The organism is Solimonas marina (genome assembly GCF_012241385.1).
Classification (GTDB): Bacteria; Pseudomonadota; Gammaproteobacteria; order Nevskiales; family Nevskiaceae; genus Solimonas; species Solimonas marina.
Genome location: NZ_JAAVXB010000004.1, coordinates 330,818 through 346,965, shown reverse-complemented (window position 1 = coordinate 346,965; position 16,148 = coordinate 330,818). Strand labels below are relative to the sequence as shown.

Below are 16,148 nucleotides of genomic sequence, written 5' to 3'. Positions count from 1 at the left end.
GACCTCTCGCCAGCCAGTGACTGCCGGCGGAGGTCTCTACGGGATGACCTAAGATACCACCGGCTCGGCCCGGCGCCCACTCCCCGGGCGCAGGACCACCGGCGCGGTCTTAGCGGCCGCCGCCGTGCAGGCTCTGCAGGCGGTTGACGTCGAGCGCGTCGAGGTGCTCCATCGCCACCGCGGCGGCCAATGCGCCGGCGATGGTCGTGAAATAGCAGATCTTGTGCTGGATCGCCGCGCCGCGGATCGAGCGCGATTCCTCGATCGACTGCTTGCCTTCGGTCGTGTTGGCGATGAACTGGATTTCGCCGTTCTTGATCATGTCGACGCAGTGCGGGCGGCCTTCCTTGACCTTGTTGACGCCCTCACAGTCGATACCGGCCTTGCGGATCAGCGCCGCCGTGCCGTGCGTGGCAACGACCTTGAAGCCGCGGCTGCTGACCAGGCGCGCCAGCTCGACGGCCTTCTTCTTGTCCTGATCGCGCACCGAGATGAACGCGGTGCCGCTGCGCGGCACGGTCATGCCGGCGGCGAGCAGCGCTTTGTTGAAGGCCTCGCCGAAGTGCTTGCCGGTGCCCATGACCTCGCCGGTCGAGCGCATTTCCGGCCCCAGCAGCGGATCGACACCCGGGAACTTGGCGAACGGGAACACCGATTCCTTGACCGAGTAGTACTTCGGCACGACCTCGCTGGTGACGCCCTGCGACTTGAGGCTCTGGCCGGCCATGCAGCGTGCCGCGATCTTGGCCAGCGGCCGGCCGGTGGCCTTCGACACGAACGGGCTGGTACGCGATGCGCGCGGATTGACCTCGAGCAGATAGACCTGCCCATCCTGCACGGCGAACTGCGTGTTCATCAGGCCGACGACTTCGAGCGCCTTGGCCAGCTTGACGATTTGCGCGCGAATTTCCTCGAGCACCTTCTTCGGCAGCGAGTGCGCCGGCAGCGAACAGGCCGAGTCGCCGGAATGCACGCCAGCCTCCTCGATATGCTCCATGATGCCGCCGATCACCACCGTCTCGCCGTCGGCCAGCGCGTCGACATCGACCTCGACCGCGTTGTTGAGGAAGCGGTCAAGCAGCACCGGCGAATCATTGGAGACCTGCACCGCCTCGCGCATGTAGCGCTTGAGGTCGTCGTCGTCGTGGACGATTTCCATCGCACGGCCGCCGAGCACATAGCTCGGCCGCACGACCAGCGGATAGCCGACCTTGCCGGCCACGCTCAGCGCCTGCTTCTCGGAGGTGGCGACACCGTTCGGCGGCTGCAGCAGGCCGAGCTTGTCGACCAGCTTCTGGAAGCGCTCACGGTCCTCGGCGAGGTCGATGGCGTCCGGCGAGGTGCCGATGATCGGCGCCCCGGCGGCTTCGAGCTGGCGCGCGAGCTTGAGCGGCGTCTGACCGCCGAACTGCACGATCACGCCCTTGGGCTTTTCGAGGTCGATGATTTCCATCACGTCCTCGAAGGTCAGCGGCTCGAAGTACAGACGATCCGAGGTGTCGTAGTCGGTCGACACGGTCTCCGGATTGCAGTTGACCATGATGGTCTCGTAGCCGTCCTCGCGCAGCGCCAGCGCCGCGTGCACGCAGCAGTAGTCGAACTCGATGCCCTGGCCGATGCGGTTCGGACCGCCGCCGAGGATCATGATCTTGTCGCGCGACGTCGGCTCGGCCTCGCTTTCCTCGTCGTAGCTCGAATACAGGTATGCGGTCGAGGTCGGGAATTCGGCGGCGCAGGTGTCGACGCGCTTGTAGACCGGACGGATGCCGTGCTTGTGGCGCGCACGGCGCACCGAATCTTCCTTGACGCCGACCAGCTTGGCGATGCGGCGATCGGAGAAACCCAGACGCTTGTAGCGACGCAGATCGTCGGCCTCGATGCGGCTGATCTTCTGCTCGGCGATCTCGGCTTCCGTTTCGATCAGCTCGGCGATCTGGTCGAGGAACCAGACGTCGATCTTGCTCAGCTTGTGCACGTCGGCCACCGACAGGCCGGCGCGGAACGCGTCGCCGACGTACCACAGGCGGCGACCACGGGCGATCGCCAGCTCGGTGCGGATCTGCGTCATCGCCTCGTCGCTGTAGCCGTTAGCCCCAGGCTCGATCATCGGATCGAAGCCGTCGCTGCTGACTTCGAGGCCGCGCATCGCCTTGTGCAGCGATTCCTGGAAGTTGCGGCCCATGGCCATCACCTCGCCCACCGACTTCATCTGCGTCGTCAGACGCGAGTCGGCCTGCGGGAACTTCTCGAAGGTGAAGCGCGGAATCTTGGTGACGACGTAGTCGATGGTCGGTTCGAACGACGCCGGCGTCGCGCCGCCGGTGATGTCGTTCTTCAATTCGTCGAGCGTGTAGCCGACCGCCAGCTTGGCGGCGATCTTGGCGATCGGGAAGCCGGTCGCCTTGGACGCCAGCGCCGAGCTGCGCGACACGCGCGGATTCATCTCGATGACGATGATGCGACCGTCGTCCGGATTGATCGCGAACTGCACGTTCGACCCGCCGGTGTCGACGCCGATCTTGCGCAGCACGGCGACCGAGGCGTCGCGCAGCAGCTGGTATTCCTTGTCGGTCAGGGTCTGCGCCGGCGCGACCGTGATCGAGTCGCCAGTGTGCACGCCCATCGGATCGAAGTTCTCAATCGAGCAGACGATGATGCAGTTGTCCTTGCGGTCACGCACCACCTCCATCTCGAATTCCTTCCAGCCGAGCAGCGACTCCTCGATCAGGACTTCGGTGGTCGGCGACAGGTCGAGACCGCGCATGACGATCTCTTCGAACTCCTCGATGTTGTACGCGACGCCGCCGCCGGAGCCGCCGAGCGTGAAGCTCGGACGGATGATCACCGGGTAGCCGATCTCCTGCTGGATCTTGCGTGCCTCGTCCATCGAATGCGCGACGCCGGACTTGGCCGAACCCAGACCGATCTCGGTCATCGCGTCGCGGAACTTGAGGCGATCCTCGGCAAGGTCGATGGCTTCCTCGTTGGCGCCGATCAGCTCGCAACCGAACTTCTTCAGCACGCCGTTGCGCGCCAGGTCCAGCGCGCAGTTCAGCGCAGTCTGGCCGCCCATGGTCGGCAGCAGCGCATCGGGACGTTCCTGTTCGATGATCTTGGCCACCGACTGCCAGCGGATCGGCTCGATGTAGGTCGCATCGGCCATCTCCGGGTCGGTCATGATCGTCGCCGGATTCGAGTTGACGAGGACCACCCGGTAACCTTCCTGGCGCAGCGCCTTGCAGGCCTGCGCACCGGAGTAGTCGAACTCGCAGGCCTGGCCGATGACGATCGGACCGGCGCCGATGATCAGGATGCTGTTGATGTCTGTACGTTTCGGCATCTTCGACTCTAAGTGTTAGGTCACGGCGGCTGTCGCCAGCCGCGCGCTAAAGCTGAGGAACAAGGCCCCGACCCCGCCCGTCGCGCCGGCGCTGAGACGGCGGCGCGCGCGGAACGTCGCGGCGAGGCGGTGACCGAACAGGATCAGCGTGCTCAGGTACACGAAGCTGACGCACTGTGCGATCAGGCCCAGCACGAAGAACGACAACGCCGGATGGGCGTACTGGCGGTCGACGAACTGGATGAAAAAAGACAAAAAGAACAGGATCGCCTTCGGATTCAGCAGGCTGATCGTCAGCGCCCGGCGCAGCGGATCACGCACCGGCGCCGCCGGCAGGCTGGCGACAACCTCGGCCGGATCGCGGCGCCAGCCGCGCCAGGCGGCAATCAACATGTTGGCACCCAGCCACGCCAGGTACGCGGCGCCGGCCCACTTGAGGCCGAAGAACAGCTCCGGGTAGGCGCGCAACAGCGAGGCGACGCCGGCCGCCGCCAGCACCATCAGCAGCGCATCGCCAATGAACACGCCGAGCGCGGCACGGTAACCGCGGCGCACGCCGCTGCGGGCGGCGACGCTGAGCACGAACATCGAGTTCGGGCCGGGCAGCAGAACGATGACCACCACGCCGAGCAAGTACGTGGTGATGTCGGTGATTCCCAACATGGTCTTAGCGGCGATCCGCCATCAGCTGCACGAAGCGATCGAACAGTTCGCTCACGTCGTGCGGACCGGGGCTCGCCTCGGGGTGGCCCTGGAAACTGAACGCCGGCGCGTCGGTGACGCGCAATCCCTGGTTCGACCCGTCGAACAGCGAGCGGTGCGTGGCCACGACATTGGCCGGCAGCGTCGCCTCGTCGACCGCGAAGCCGTGGTTCTGGCTGGTGATCATCACACGGCCGGTCTCGAGATCCTGCACCGGATGGTTGGCACCGTGATGGCCGAGCTTCATCTTCATCGTCTGCGCGCCGAGCGCCAGGCCGAGGATCTGGTGGCCGAGACAGATGCCGAAGATCGGGATTTTCTTCGCCAGCAGCGTACGCGTCGCGGTGATCGCGTAGTCGCAGGGCTCCGGATCACCAGGACCGTTGGTCAGCATCACGCCATCCGGCTTGAGCTTGAGCACTTCGGCGGCGGTGGTCTTGGCCGGTACCACGGTCACGCGGCAGTCGCGGTCGATCAGCAGGCGCAGGATGTTGCGCTTGACGCCGAAGTCGTAGGCGACGACGTGGAAGCGGCCATCCTTCTTTTCGACCTCGCGGTTGGTCTCGATCGTCCACGACCCGGTGGTCCACGGATACGCCTTGGCGGTGGTCACGACCTTGGCCAGATCCATGCCCTTCAGGCCGGGGAAGCCGCGCGCCGCTTCCAGCGCCTTCTTCTCGGTGATGCGGCCGCCAGCGAGGATGCAGCCGTTCTGCGCGCCCTTGTCGCGCAGGATGCGCGTCAGGCGGCGGGTGTCGATACCGGCGATGGCGACCGTCTTGTTGGCCTTCAGGTATTCGCGAAAGTCCTGCGTCGAGCGGAAGTTGCTGTGTTTGCGCGGCACCTCGCGCAGCACCAGCCCGGCGATGTGCACCTGGCCGGACTCCATATCCTCGACATTGGTGCCGACATTGCCGATATGCGGGTAGGTCAGCGTCACGATCTGCTCGCGATACGAGGGATCCGTGAGGATCTCCTGGTAACCGGTCATCGCGGTATTGAATACGACCTCGCCGACTGTTTGACCGTCACTGCCAATGGAAACGCCTCGGAAGATGGAACCATCGGCGAGGGCCAGCAGGGCCGGTTTGAAGTCGGTCATAAGCGTTCTAATTCGAAGTGACGGACACGAAAACGGGGGCGCTGAGCCCCCGTGCCGAGTCTGGTGACTGATTTTATACGATCTTGCGGCGCTGCAACACCACTTCGTGCACCGAATTAAAGCGGAACCCCCATCGCCTTGCCGATTTCCCAGATATTCTTGTCGACATTCTCGGACATCATCACGACGACGATCTGCTCGGCCGACATCTTCGCCGCCTCGTCGCAGGCCCAGCCTAGCGCGTAGGCGGTCTGAATGGCCGGAATCACGCCCTCGTGGCGGCTCAGATCGTAAACGGCGCGTTTGGCCGACGAGGACGCGCCCTTGACGTACTCGACGCGGCCGCTGGCCTTGAGCCAGGCGTGCTCACGCGTGGTGCGCGGATAGTCCATGCCTTCCATGATCAGCGCCGCGCGACGCTGCTCCTGCAGCGTCAGCCCGGCGGCCTGCTCTTGCTGGTCGCGCGTCGCACGATCGAGATAGTCCGAGCCCTCGACACAGACCAGGCGCGTACTCATTGCCTTGAGAAACGGCGGAAACAAGCCGATCGCATCGGCATTGTCGCCGGCGCGGGCGACGAGCAGGCTCGGCACCTGCTTGTTAACGACATAGAGCTGACGACGGCATTCGCGACCGGCCACCGCCGCGAAGTCCAGCGTCACCATCGGGTACGGATGCGGCGCAGCCTCCAGGCCCATGACCAGGAAGCAGTCGGCGCTGTGCGCCGCCCAGTGGTCCCAGGCCGCCTGACGGATATCGACCGCCTTCTTGCGCCCCTCACCGGTGCCGGACTCGGTGACGCTGGCGCCGGCCAGCCACATGCGGAACACGTTGCCGGCATGCAGCTGCATCTGCTCGCTGTCCATGTAGACGATGGCCTGCAAGCCCAGACGTGCGGCAATCGATGCCACCACCACGCCGCTGCGGCCGGTCGGGCTGAATGACACCAGGGTCTTCTTGCCCATGCGCTTGGCCAGCATCGCCTGGCCGAGCACCGCCGCCAGCAGGTGCGCCGGCTGACTGCCGATGTCATCACGCTTGAGGTAGATGCGGGCCCCACCGACATGGCGGCTGAGCCGCTCGGCAAATTGCAGCGAGGTCGGGTGCCCAGCACTCTGGATCAGCTCCATGTCCAGTTCGGAGATGAAGCGCGGATCGCGGCGGATCACCTCGTAGGCCGCGGCGACCTCCGCGAGCGGCTTGCGGAAGCGCTCTTCCTCGCCGATGCGCGTGTAGCCGTGCGCCGGTGCCGCCGGCGACGGCGCCGCCGTCGGCCGCGCCGAGACGAATTCGATACGGTCGCCAATTTCGGCGTCGACGAACAGCGGATCCCGAGGCGCAATCATGCGCCCCATGCTGATGATCTTGCGCCACTCGGTCGATTGCTCGCCGCCGGGAATCTGCTGGTGCACGTAGCGCGCCTGAAACAGAAAGGCGTCGGTCTTGCGCATCTCGTAATACAACTCGGCCAGCCGCAGGCGCGCATCGAGCTGCTGCGGTTCACGTGCGATCTGCTCCAGCAACAGCTTTTCCAGATCCTCGTAGAAAACCCCGCCTTCGGGGCTCGCTGCGGCCACATCAGCAACCATGATCATGTCCCTGAATCGTCGAGGCACGCAGTATAGGACGCTGCCGTGTTCACAGCGTCAGGCTCAGCTGATCACCGGCCTGTGGCGGCACTCGAAAGGCGTCACAACGCAGCGGCGTACCGAAGCCGTCGCGCTCGATCAAGCCGAAGCGTTTCGCCGCGAGGCGGAAGCGCTGCGCGATCACCGCCGCGTACTCGCCCTCCCCGGTCATGCGCTGGCCGAATTGCGGGTCGTTGTCGCGGCCGCCGCGCATCTGCCGGACCAGGCTCATGACATGCGCGGCGCGCTGCGGAAAGTGCAGCTCCAGCCACTCGCGGAACAAGTCCTTCACCTCATAGGGCAGGCGCATCATGATGTAGCTGGCGCGTCTTGCGCCGGCATCGCGCGCGGCACCGAGCACGGCCTCCAGCTCGGCATCGTTCACGAATGGGATGACCGGCGAAAACATCACCATGGTCGGAATGCCGGCGTCCGCCAGCCGCCGCAGCGTGCGCAGGCGCGCAGCACCGGACGCGGCGCGCGGCTCCAGCGTGCGCTTGAGCTCGGGGCGCAAAGTGGTGATCGACAGCGCCACATTGACCAGATCGTCGCGCGCCAGATCCTGTAGCAGGTCGATGTCGCGCTCGATCAGCGCCGCCGCCTTGGTGACGATGCCGACCGGCTGGCGAAAGCGGGCCATCACCTCCAACAGGCTGCGCGTGATGCCCAGCTCGCGCTCGATCGGCTGATAGGGGTCGGTATTGGCGCCGAGCGAGATCACCGAGCAGCGATAGCCGGGCTTGCGCAGCTCGGCTTCGAGCAAGGCCGCCGCATTCGGCTTGTAAAACAGCTGCGTTTCGAAATCCAGGCCCGGCGACAGGTTCAGATAGGCGTGGCTGGGGCGCGCATAGCAGTAGATGCAGCCGTGCTCACAACCACGGTATGGATTGATCGATTGCGTGAACGGAATGTCCGGCGACTCGTTGCGGGCGATGATGGTCCGTGCGCGCTCGACGTGCAGCGTCGTCTTCAGAGGCGGCGTGCCGATCTCGTCGTCCGGCCGGTCGTAGCCGTCGTCGAAAGCCTCTCGGCTGCGGCTCTCGAAGCGGCCTTGCGGGTTCGACGCTGCACCGCGCCCCCTGGTCACCGCTCTGTCGTCGCGTCCACCCACTGCCATCGTCCCGCCGCCTGTTGTCCGCCGCTCATTATGCGCCGCGGCCGGCTCAGCACTTGAGCCTGAAAACCCGCCGGCCGCGCCGGATTCTTGCTCAAAACGCAACGAAGCTCGCGCCGGTCGTAATTGAATCAAGAGCCTGCGTGGATAGGCTTATCCCACACCGCTGCGGCACCCCTTCCCACCATGGTCGCAGCGCGCCCCGCCCTAGGCGCCGGAGATTCGTGACATGAGCACTACACAGCAGGCTACCTCCCCCTTCCCAAGTGGTGCCCCGCCGCTCGTTCACTTTCCCCGCGACGATGGCTCCCGGGTGCCGTATGCGGTGTTCAGTTCCCAGGAGATCTACGATCTCGAACAGGAGCGGATCTATCGTGGTCCGACCTGGAATTTCGTCGCGCTCGAGGCCGAGCTGAAGAACGTCGGCGACTTCAAGAGCACCTTCGTCGGCGACACGCCGGTGGTCGTGACGCGCACCGAGTCCGGCTTCGCCGCCTGGGTCAACCGCTGCGCGCATCGCGGCGCCATGGTCTGCCGTCAGCTACGCGGCAATGCGACGTCGCATACCTGCGTCTATCACCAGTGGAGCTTCTCCAGCGAAGGCGATCTGCAGGGCGTGCCGTTCCGGCGCGGCCAGAAGCAGATGAGCGGCATGCCCAAGGATTTCGATCCCAAGCAGCACAATCTGCGCAAGCTGCGCGTTGAGAACTATCGCGGCCTGATCTTCGCCACCTTCAGCGACAGCGTGCAGCCGCTGACCGACTACATCGGCCCGCAGATGCTGCCGTGGGTCGACCGCATCTTCCACAAGCCGGTCGAATACCTGGGCTGCACGCGCCAGTACTCGCGCTCGAACTGGAAGCTGTACCTGGAAAACGTCAAGGATCCGTACCACGCCAGCCTGCTGCACCTGTTCCACACCACGTTCAACATCTTCCGCGTCGGCATGAAGGCGCGCTCGATCGCCGACGAGGCGCATGGCCTGCACAGCATCATCACCGCGACCAAGAACACTGACGAAACCGCCAGCGCCTACCGCGAGCAGAAGATCCGCTCGATGGACGACGGCTTCAGCCTCAAGGACGACTCGGTGCTGGCGATGGTCTCCGAGTACGACGAAGACTGCACCAACCACATTCAGCCGATCTTCCCGCAGCTGGTCATCCAGCAGATTCACAACACTCTGGTTGCGCGCCAGCTGCTGCCGAAGGGCCCGAACAATTTCGAGCTGATCTTCCATTTCTTCGGTTACGAGGACGACACGCCGGAGCTGCGCGCGCTGCGCATCAAGCAGGCCAATCTGGTCGGCCCGGCCGGCTACATCTCGATGGAAGACACCGAGGCCACCGAGCTGGTGCAGCGCGGCACGGTGCGCGACGGCACGGCGACCTCGGTCATCGAAATGTCGCGCGACAACCCGACGCAGACCGACACGATCATCACCGAAAGCCTGATCCGCCGTTTCTGGGCGGGCTACCAGAAGCTGATGGGACTTTGAGAATCACGCCGCCATGACCGCCACCGCTACGCCAACGACGTCGCTCGACGATCTGCTGCTCTGGTTCGAGCTGAGCCAGTTGCAGGAACGCTATGTCGCGACGCTGGACCAGGATCGCCTCGAAGACTGGCCGCCGCTGTTTACCGAGGACGCGCGCTACGAGATCGTGCCGGCCGAGAACGCCGACGCCGGCCTGCCGATCGGTGTCATCTTCTGTGATAGCCGCGGCATGATGGAAGACCGCGTGGTGTCGTTGCGCAACGCCAACATCTACGAAGCGCACGCCTATCGCCACGCACTGTCGGGCCTGATCATCGAACGCATCGACGCCGACACCGCGAAGATGCGCAGCAGCTACATCGTCGTGCAGACCCGCCAGAACGGCGAGTCATTCGTCTACCAGGCCGGCCGCTACGAAGACGAAGTGGTGCGCACGGCCGACGGCTGGCGCTACCGCAGCAAGCGCGCAATCTACGACACCTCGCGCGTGCAAACCCTGCTCGCGACGCCGATCTGAGACGCCATGACCACCTGGCATGACGTCGGCGCCGAAGCCGACTTCGAAGACGGCTGCCCAGCAGCCGTCGAGGCCGGCGGCAAGCCGGTTGCGATCTTCCGCGTCGAACACGAGCTGTTCGCGCTACACGACCTGTGCACGCACGGCGCGGCGCGCCTGTCCGACGGCTTTGTCGAGGACGGCTGCGTCGAATGCCCGCTGCATCAAGGCCTGTTCGATCTGCGCACCGGCGCCGTGCGCAGCGCGCCGCTGACCGAGGCGGTGCGCAGCTATCCCGTGCGCATCACCGACACCGGTCGCGTCGAGGTCGGCGTCACGTGAGCGGCGCGGCCGTCACGCTGCTGCCGAGCGGGCGCCAGTTCGTCGTCGCCGACGGCGAAACCGTGCTCGACGCGGCCCTGCGCGCCGGCATCGCCCTACCCTATCAATGTCGGAGCGGCGAATGCGGCAACTGCCGCTCGCAGTGCGTCGCTGGCCAGCTCGAACACCGCCCCGGCAGCACGCCGACCGCGCTGACGGCCGACGACATCACCGGCGGCGCGCGGCTGCTGTGTTGCGCAACTGCCAGCGGCACCGTCACCCTCGAATGCCGCGAGGTCGACGGCATCGCCGGCATTCCGCTGCGCCGCGCGACCGCGCGCGTCACCGCCATCGAACGCGCCGCCGACGACATCGCGGTGTTGTCGCTCGAACTACCCGACGGCCAGGCGCTCGAATATCGCGCCGGCCAGTATCTCGAAGTGATCCTGCGCGATCGCAGCCGCCGCAGCTATTCCATGGCCACCGCCGCCGTCACGGGCGGCACGCGACGGCTCGAACTGCATGTGCGTCACCGCCCCGGCGGCACGTTCACCGATCATGTGTTCGGCAAGCTGAAAGTGCGCGAGATGCTGCGCATCGAAGGTCCGTTCGGCACCTTTTGCCTCGACGATCGCTCCGACAAGCCGATCCTGCTGCTCGCTACCGGCACCGGCTTCGCGCCGGTGCAGGCCATCCTCGAGGAAGCCTGGCAGCAGAACCTGCAGCGGCCGATCACGCTGTACTGGGGCGGGCGCACGCCCGCCGATCTCTACCGCGACGCCGATTGCCGGCGCTGGGCCGCCGAACGCCCCGGACTGCGCTACGTGCCGGTGCTGTCCGGCGACGCGCCGGACAACTGGGACGGCCGCCGCGGTCGCGTCCAGCAGGCAGTGCTCGACGATCACCCCGACCTGACCGGTCATGAGGTCTATGCTTGCGGGTCTTCGGCCATGATCGACGCCGCGCGCAGCACGCTGTGCAGCGAGCGCGGCCTGCCGACATCCGCCTTTTTCGCGGACGCGTTCATCGCCTCCGCCTGATCAGAAGAGACCTTCATGGCCCAGCAAGACACACCGAGCGACGCCAAGACCGCCAACGGCGCCTACACCGATTTCGCCAAGGCGATGAGCTATGGCGATTACCTGCAGTTGCCGACGCTGCTGTCGGCGCAGAAGCCGCTCAGCACGCAAAGCGACGAGCTGCTGTTCATCATCATTCACCAGTCGACCGAGCTGTGGATGAAGCTGGTCCTGCACGAGCTCGACCTGGCGATCGCCGGGGTGCGCGCGGACCGCCTGCAACCGGCGCTGAAGAACCTCGCCCGCGTCGGCCGCATCCAGGCGCAGATGATCCAGTCCTGGGACGTGCTGTCGACGATGACACCGTCCGAGTACTCGGCGTTTCGTGACAGCCTCGGCCGTTCGTCGGGCTTTCAGTCGTTCCAGAATCGCCGCATCGAATTCCTGCTCGGCAACAAGCAGGCGTCGATGATCGAACCGCACCGCCACGACCCGGCGGTCAGCGCCATGCTCGACGAGGCGCTGGCCGCGCCGAGTCTTTACGACGAGGCGATCCGCCTGCTCGCGCGGCGTGGCTTTGCGATCGATGCCGACGTGCTCGACCGCGACTTCCGCGAGTCGCACGCCGGCAACGACAGCGTGCGCGAGGCCTGGCTGACGATCTACCGCGACCCGCAGCGCTGGTGGGATCTCTATCAGCTCGCCGAAAAGCTGGTCGACGTCGACGACTGGTTCCAGCAGTGGCGCTTCCGCCACATGACCACCGTCAAGCGCATCATCGGCTTCAAGCGGGGCACCGGTGGCACCGCCGGCGTGTCCTACCTGAAGAAGGCGACCGACATCACACTGTTCCCCGAACTCTGGGATTTGCGCACCGAGCTATGAGGGCGATCGAGGTCACCCATCCCGGCGGCCCCGAGGTCCTGCGTCTGATCGACGCGCCGCTGCCCGTGCCGCGCGCCGACGAAGTGCGCGTGCGTCTGCACGCGATCGGTGTCAATTACGCCGATGTGCTGTGCCGGCGCGGCGCGCATCCGAGCATGCGCCAGCCGCCGATCATCGTCGGTTGCGAAGGCGCCGGCGAGGTCGTCGCCTGCGGGCCGGACGTGACACAGCATCGGGTCGGAGAGCGGGTCGGCGTCTACTCGCCGTTCGGCGGCGCCTATGCCGACGAATTGGTCGTCCCCGAGCGTTACGCATTGCCGCTGCCGGCGGCGATGGCCTGGGACGAAGCCGCCGCATTCACCCATGTCTATCTGACCGCCTGGCACGCCTTGCGCACCCAGGGCCGCGCGACGCCCGGCGACTGGCTGTTCGTCAGTGCCGCGGCCGGCGGTCTCGGCGGCGCCGTGCGCCAGCTGGCCGACGCCTTCGGCCTGCAGATCATCGCCGGCGTCGGCAGCGACGCCAAGGCCGACGCGCTGCGCGCCGCAGGCTGCGCACATGTCGTCAACTATGAGCGCGAAGACCTGCGCGCCCGCCTTGCCGACATCACCGGTGGCCGCGGCGTCGATATCGCCATCGAAACCGTCGGCGGCCGTGTCTTCGCTGCCGTGCAGCAGGCCCTGGCGCCACTGGCGAGGCTGGTCACCGTCGGCGTTGCCGGCGGTGACGGCCCGCAACCCGACGTCGGCACGCTGCTGGCACAGTCGGCGAGCTACGCGACGCTGAACCTCAGTGTGATCTTCGCGCGATGCGCCGCGCTGATCGCCCCGTCGTGGCAAGCGCTGCTGGCGCTGTATGCGCGCGGCGCGCTGCGGCCGCAGATCGGCCATCGCTATGCGCTGGCGCAGGCCGCCGACGCACAGGCGCTGATGGAAAGCCGGCGCAGCACCGGCAAAATCGTGTTGACGCCGTGAACCGGAGCCGCACATGAGCCGCAAGATCTACGACATTTCGCCGACGCTGCAGGCCAGCCTGCCGATGTGGCCGGGCGACACCACGTTTCACGGCGAGCGCATCTGGCACATCGACGAACAATGCCCGGTCAATGTCTCGCGTATCACGCTGTCGACGCACAGCGGCGCTCATGCCGACGCACCGCTGCACTATGCCGCCGACGGCGCCGCCGCCGACGCCTTCGATCTGCAGCGCTATCTCGGCCCGTGCCGCGTCATCGACGTGCGCGGCTGCGGCGCGCTGGTGCAGCCGCAACACATCGCGCATGCCCTGCACGAGCTGCCGCCGCGCGTGCTGCTGCGCACCTACGAGCGCGTGCCGCTGCAACGCTGGGACCATGATTTTTCCGCCGTCGACGCCGCCGCCATCGAACAGCTCACCGGACTCGGCGTGCAGTTGATCGGCATCGACACGCCGTCGATCGACCCCGAAACGTCGAAGACGATGGATGCGCACCTGACGATCCACCGCCATGCGATGGGCATTCTCGAAGGCCTGGTCCTCGACGACGTGCCGGCCGGCGACTACGAATTGATTGCCCTGCCGCTGAAGCTGGCCGGGCTAGACGCCGCGCCGTTGCGCGCGGTGCTGCGAACCTGGAACTAAAACCCACAAGACCATGATGACCCCCGACGCTTTCACGACGCTCGACCAGAAGGATCCGCTGCGCGCGTTCCGGCAGTACTTCGACCTGCCGGCCGACGTCGTCTATCTCGACGGTAACTCGCTCGGCGCGCTGCCGAAGGCAACGCCGGCACGGGTGCGCGAAGTCGTCGAGGAGGAATGGGGTCAGCAGTTGATTCGCAGTTGGAACACGCGTGGCTGGATCGATCTGCAGCGCCGTATCGGCGACAAGATCGGTCGCATCATCGGTGCCGAACCCGGCGAGACGCTGGTCGCCGACTCGACGTCGGTGAATCTGTTCAAGCTGCTCGCCGGCGCCGTCAAGCTGCGCCCGGGCCGCACGCGCATCATCTCCGAGATCGGCAACTTCCCGACCGACCTCTACATCGCCCAGGGCCTGGCGGCACTGCTCGGCGACGGCATCGAAGTCATCGCCGTCAAGCCCGAGGACGTGGAGAGCGTGCTCGACGAGCGCGTCGCGGTGCTGATGCTGACGCACGTCAACTACGGCACCGGCGCGATGTACGACATGGCGCAGATCACCGAGCGCGCGCACGACGTCGGCGCGCTGATGCTCTGGGATCTGGCGCATTCGGCCGGCGCGGTGCCGGTCGAGCTGAATGCGGCCGGCGCCGACCTCGCGGTCGGCTGCGGCTACAAGTATCTCAACGGCGGCCCCGGTGCGCCGGCGTTTCTGTACGTCGCCGAGCGCCATCAGGCGCAGCTGCAGCCGGCGATCAGCGGCTGGTTCGGCCACGCCGCACCGTTCGCGTTCGAAGGCGATTACCGGCCGGCCGGCGACATCATGCGTCTGGCCGTCGGCACGCCGCCGGTGATCAGCCTCGCGGCGCTCGAAATCGGCGTCGACCTGATGCTCGATGCGCCGATCTCGGCGATTCGCGACAAGTCCATCCGCCAGACCGAGCTGTTCATCGAGCTCGTCGATCAGGAAATTCCGGAGCTGCGCGGCAGCCTCGCTTCGCCGTCCGATCCGCTGCGGCGCGGCAGTCAGGTTTGCCTGCGCCATCCTGATGCATGGCCGATCATGCAGGCGCTGATTGCGCGCGGCGTCATCGGCGATTTCCGCGCGCCCGACATCCTGCGCTTCGGCTTCACGCCGCTGTATGTCGGCTACGCCGATATCTGGAAAGCGGTGCGCATCCTGCGCCACATCATGGTCACCGGCGAATGGCGCCAGGACGCGTATCAGGCCAAATCCAAGGTCACCTGAGCCGCGTCGTCGCCCGCGCGGATTCCGATATCCCGAACCGTTTCGCCACCGAGCTTGCAAATATCTGAAGATTCCCTGAATTCGGCCGCATCCGGTATAACAATTGCGTAAGAAATCTCGCACTTCTGACCGCCGGGACCGATGCAGAATCCGAACTTCAAATACCTGTACGAAGCCGCCAAGCTGGGCTCCATGCGCGCCGCCGCCGACAAGCTGGGCGTCGCCGTGTCGTCGATCAGCCGCCAGATCGCACAACTGGAAGCCGAAATCGGCATGCCCCTGATCGAGCACGGCCGCCGTAGCGTACAGCTGACCGAAGCCGGTGAATTGACGATCCGCTATTACGGCGAGCAACTCACGCATCGCGAAGATTTCGAATCGCGTCTGGGCGATCTGCGCTCGCTGCGCGCCGGCCACGTGACACTGGCCGTCGGCGAAGGCTTCATGGGCGAAGCCCTGTCGAGCGTGCTGAGCCGCTTCATCGCCAAGCACGCCGGCGTGTCGCTGTCCGTGCAAAGCGTCGGTTCGTCGAACGACGTGGTGCGCATGGTCGCCGAGGATGAGGCCCATCTGGGCCTGGCGTTCGACAACAGCACCGACCCGCGGATTCGCACGCAGATTTCGACCTGCCAGCCGCTGTGCATGATCGTCAAGCCGACGCATCCGCTGGCCAGCCGTGAAAGCGTGCAGCTCGCGGACCTGATGTCGTATCGCGTCTGCCTGCTCGAATCGGCGCTGCGCACGCGGCAGATGCTCAAGGAAGCCGAGGCTGCCGAGGGCGTGACCCTCGACCCCTGCGTGACGTCGAATTCGATCGGCCTACTGCGCGATCTGTTGCATGCCGGTGAATTCGTCACGCTGATCTCGGTGCTGGCGATGTCGCGCGAGCTGTTGCGTGGCGAATTCGTCGCCGTGCCGATCGCCAACCCGGCCTTCGAGACCGCGCCGGTGACGCTGATCAGCCGCCTCGGCCGGCGCCTGTCGCCGGGCCCGACGCAGCTGCTGTTCATGCTCGACAGCTATCTGCGCAGCCTGCCGAGCCTGGAACAGCTGCACCCGTCGCGCGTCGCCGCCTGAGGCCCTGCGCACCGATCTGCGGCATCGCGCGTGTCGCCTGCCCCACGCGCAGGCGACACCGCTTGAAATCATGACCAGCGCCCCGGGGCTCGTTGCC

Annotated in this window: 14 protein-coding genes; 9 read left to right on the top strand and 5 right to left on the bottom strand. The window is 66.1% G+C overall.

Annotated elements, in window-relative coordinates; all coding sequences use genetic code 11:
- Positions 1-109: 109 nt before the first annotated feature.
- The 5 genes from carB to G7Y82_RS09875 form a co-directional block, all read right to left on the bottom strand.
- Positions 110-3,340 (bottom strand): carbamoyl-phosphate synthase large subunit, encoded by a 3,231-nt coding sequence (carB, locus tag G7Y82_RS09895; RefSeq protein WP_168147872.1) that lies wholly within the window; start codon positions 3,338-3,340, stop codon positions 110-112.
- 15 nt (positions 3,341-3,355) lie between these two features.
- Positions 3,356-4,003 (bottom strand): leucine efflux protein LeuE, encoded by a 648-nt coding sequence (leuE, locus tag G7Y82_RS09890; RefSeq protein WP_168147871.1) that lies wholly within the window; start codon positions 4,001-4,003, stop codon positions 3,356-3,358.
- Between the two features lie 4 nt (positions 4,004-4,007).
- On the bottom strand, positions 4,008-5,144 hold the full coding sequence (carA, locus tag G7Y82_RS09885; protein WP_168147870.1) for a glutamine-hydrolyzing carbamoyl-phosphate synthase small subunit: 1,137 nt from the start codon (positions 5,142-5,144) through the stop codon (positions 4,008-4,010).
- Between the two features lie 116 nt (positions 5,145-5,260).
- Positions 5,261-6,739 carry a pyridoxal-phosphate dependent enzyme gene (locus tag G7Y82_RS09880; RefSeq protein WP_168147869.1) on the bottom strand — a complete coding sequence of 493 codons (1,479 nt, stop codon included), beginning with the start codon at positions 6,737-6,739 and terminating at the stop codon, positions 5,261-5,263.
- A 43-nt stretch (positions 6,740-6,782) separates the two neighbouring features.
- Positions 6,783-7,889, bottom strand: a complete 1,107-nt coding sequence (locus G7Y82_RS09875; protein ID WP_168147868.1) for a PA0069 family radical SAM protein — start codon at positions 7,887-7,889, stop codon at positions 6,783-6,785.
- A 226-nt stretch (positions 7,890-8,115) separates the two neighbouring features.
- Between G7Y82_RS09875 and andAc the strand changes: the two genes are divergently transcribed.
- From andAc to G7Y82_RS09830, 9 genes are all read left to right on the top strand, one after another.
- A complete protein-coding gene (andAc, locus tag G7Y82_RS09870) occupies positions 8,116-9,384 on the top strand; it encodes an anthranilate 1,2-dioxygenase large subunit AndAc (protein ID WP_168147867.1) in 1,269 nt (422 codons plus the stop codon).
- A gap of 13 nt (positions 9,385-9,397) precedes the next feature.
- Entirely contained in the window at positions 9,398-9,901 is a 504-nt protein-coding gene (gene andAd, locus G7Y82_RS09865) for an anthranilate 1,2-dioxygenase small subunit AndAd (protein ID WP_168147866.1), read from the top strand.
- A 6-nt stretch (positions 9,902-9,907) separates the two neighbouring features.
- Complete coding sequence (andAb, locus tag G7Y82_RS09860; protein WP_168147865.1) at positions 9,908-10,222, top strand: anthranilate 1,2-dioxygenase ferredoxin subunit AndAb; 315 nt, start codon at positions 9,908-9,910, stop codon at positions 10,220-10,222.
- The gene (locus G7Y82_RS09855; RefSeq protein ID WP_168147864.1) at positions 10,219-11,241 is read left to right on the top strand and encodes a CDP-6-deoxy-delta-3,4-glucoseen reductase; all 1,023 of its coding nucleotides are present in this window, start codon (positions 10,219-10,221) and stop codon (positions 11,239-11,241) included. The genes andAb and G7Y82_RS09855 overlap by 4 nt, the downstream gene beginning before the upstream one ends.
- A 15-nt stretch (positions 11,242-11,256) precedes the next feature.
- Entirely contained in the window at positions 11,257-12,105 is an 849-nt protein-coding gene (kynA, locus tag G7Y82_RS09850; RefSeq protein ID WP_168147863.1) for a tryptophan 2,3-dioxygenase, read from the top strand.
- Positions 12,102-13,079 carry a quinone oxidoreductase family protein gene (locus G7Y82_RS09845; protein ID WP_168147862.1) on the top strand — a complete coding sequence of 326 codons (978 nt, stop codon included), beginning with the start codon at positions 12,102-12,104 and terminating at the stop codon, positions 13,077-13,079. The genes kynA and G7Y82_RS09845 overlap by 4 nt, the downstream gene beginning before the upstream one ends.
- A gap of 13 nt (positions 13,080-13,092) precedes the next feature.
- A complete protein-coding gene (gene kynB, locus G7Y82_RS09840; protein WP_168147861.1) occupies positions 13,093-13,725 on the top strand; it encodes an arylformamidase in 633 nt (210 codons plus the stop codon).
- 16 nt (positions 13,726-13,741) lie between these two features.
- Positions 13,742-14,974 carry a kynureninase gene (kynU, locus tag G7Y82_RS09835; RefSeq protein ID WP_168147860.1) on the top strand — a complete coding sequence of 411 codons (1,233 nt, stop codon included), beginning with the start codon at positions 13,742-13,744 and terminating at the stop codon, positions 14,972-14,974.
- A 141-nt stretch (positions 14,975-15,115) separates the two neighbouring features.
- Complete coding sequence (locus G7Y82_RS09830; RefSeq protein ID WP_168147859.1) at positions 15,116-16,051, top strand: LysR family transcriptional regulator; 936 nt, start codon at positions 15,116-15,118, stop codon at positions 16,049-16,051.
- Positions 16,052-16,148: the final 97 nt, after the last annotated feature.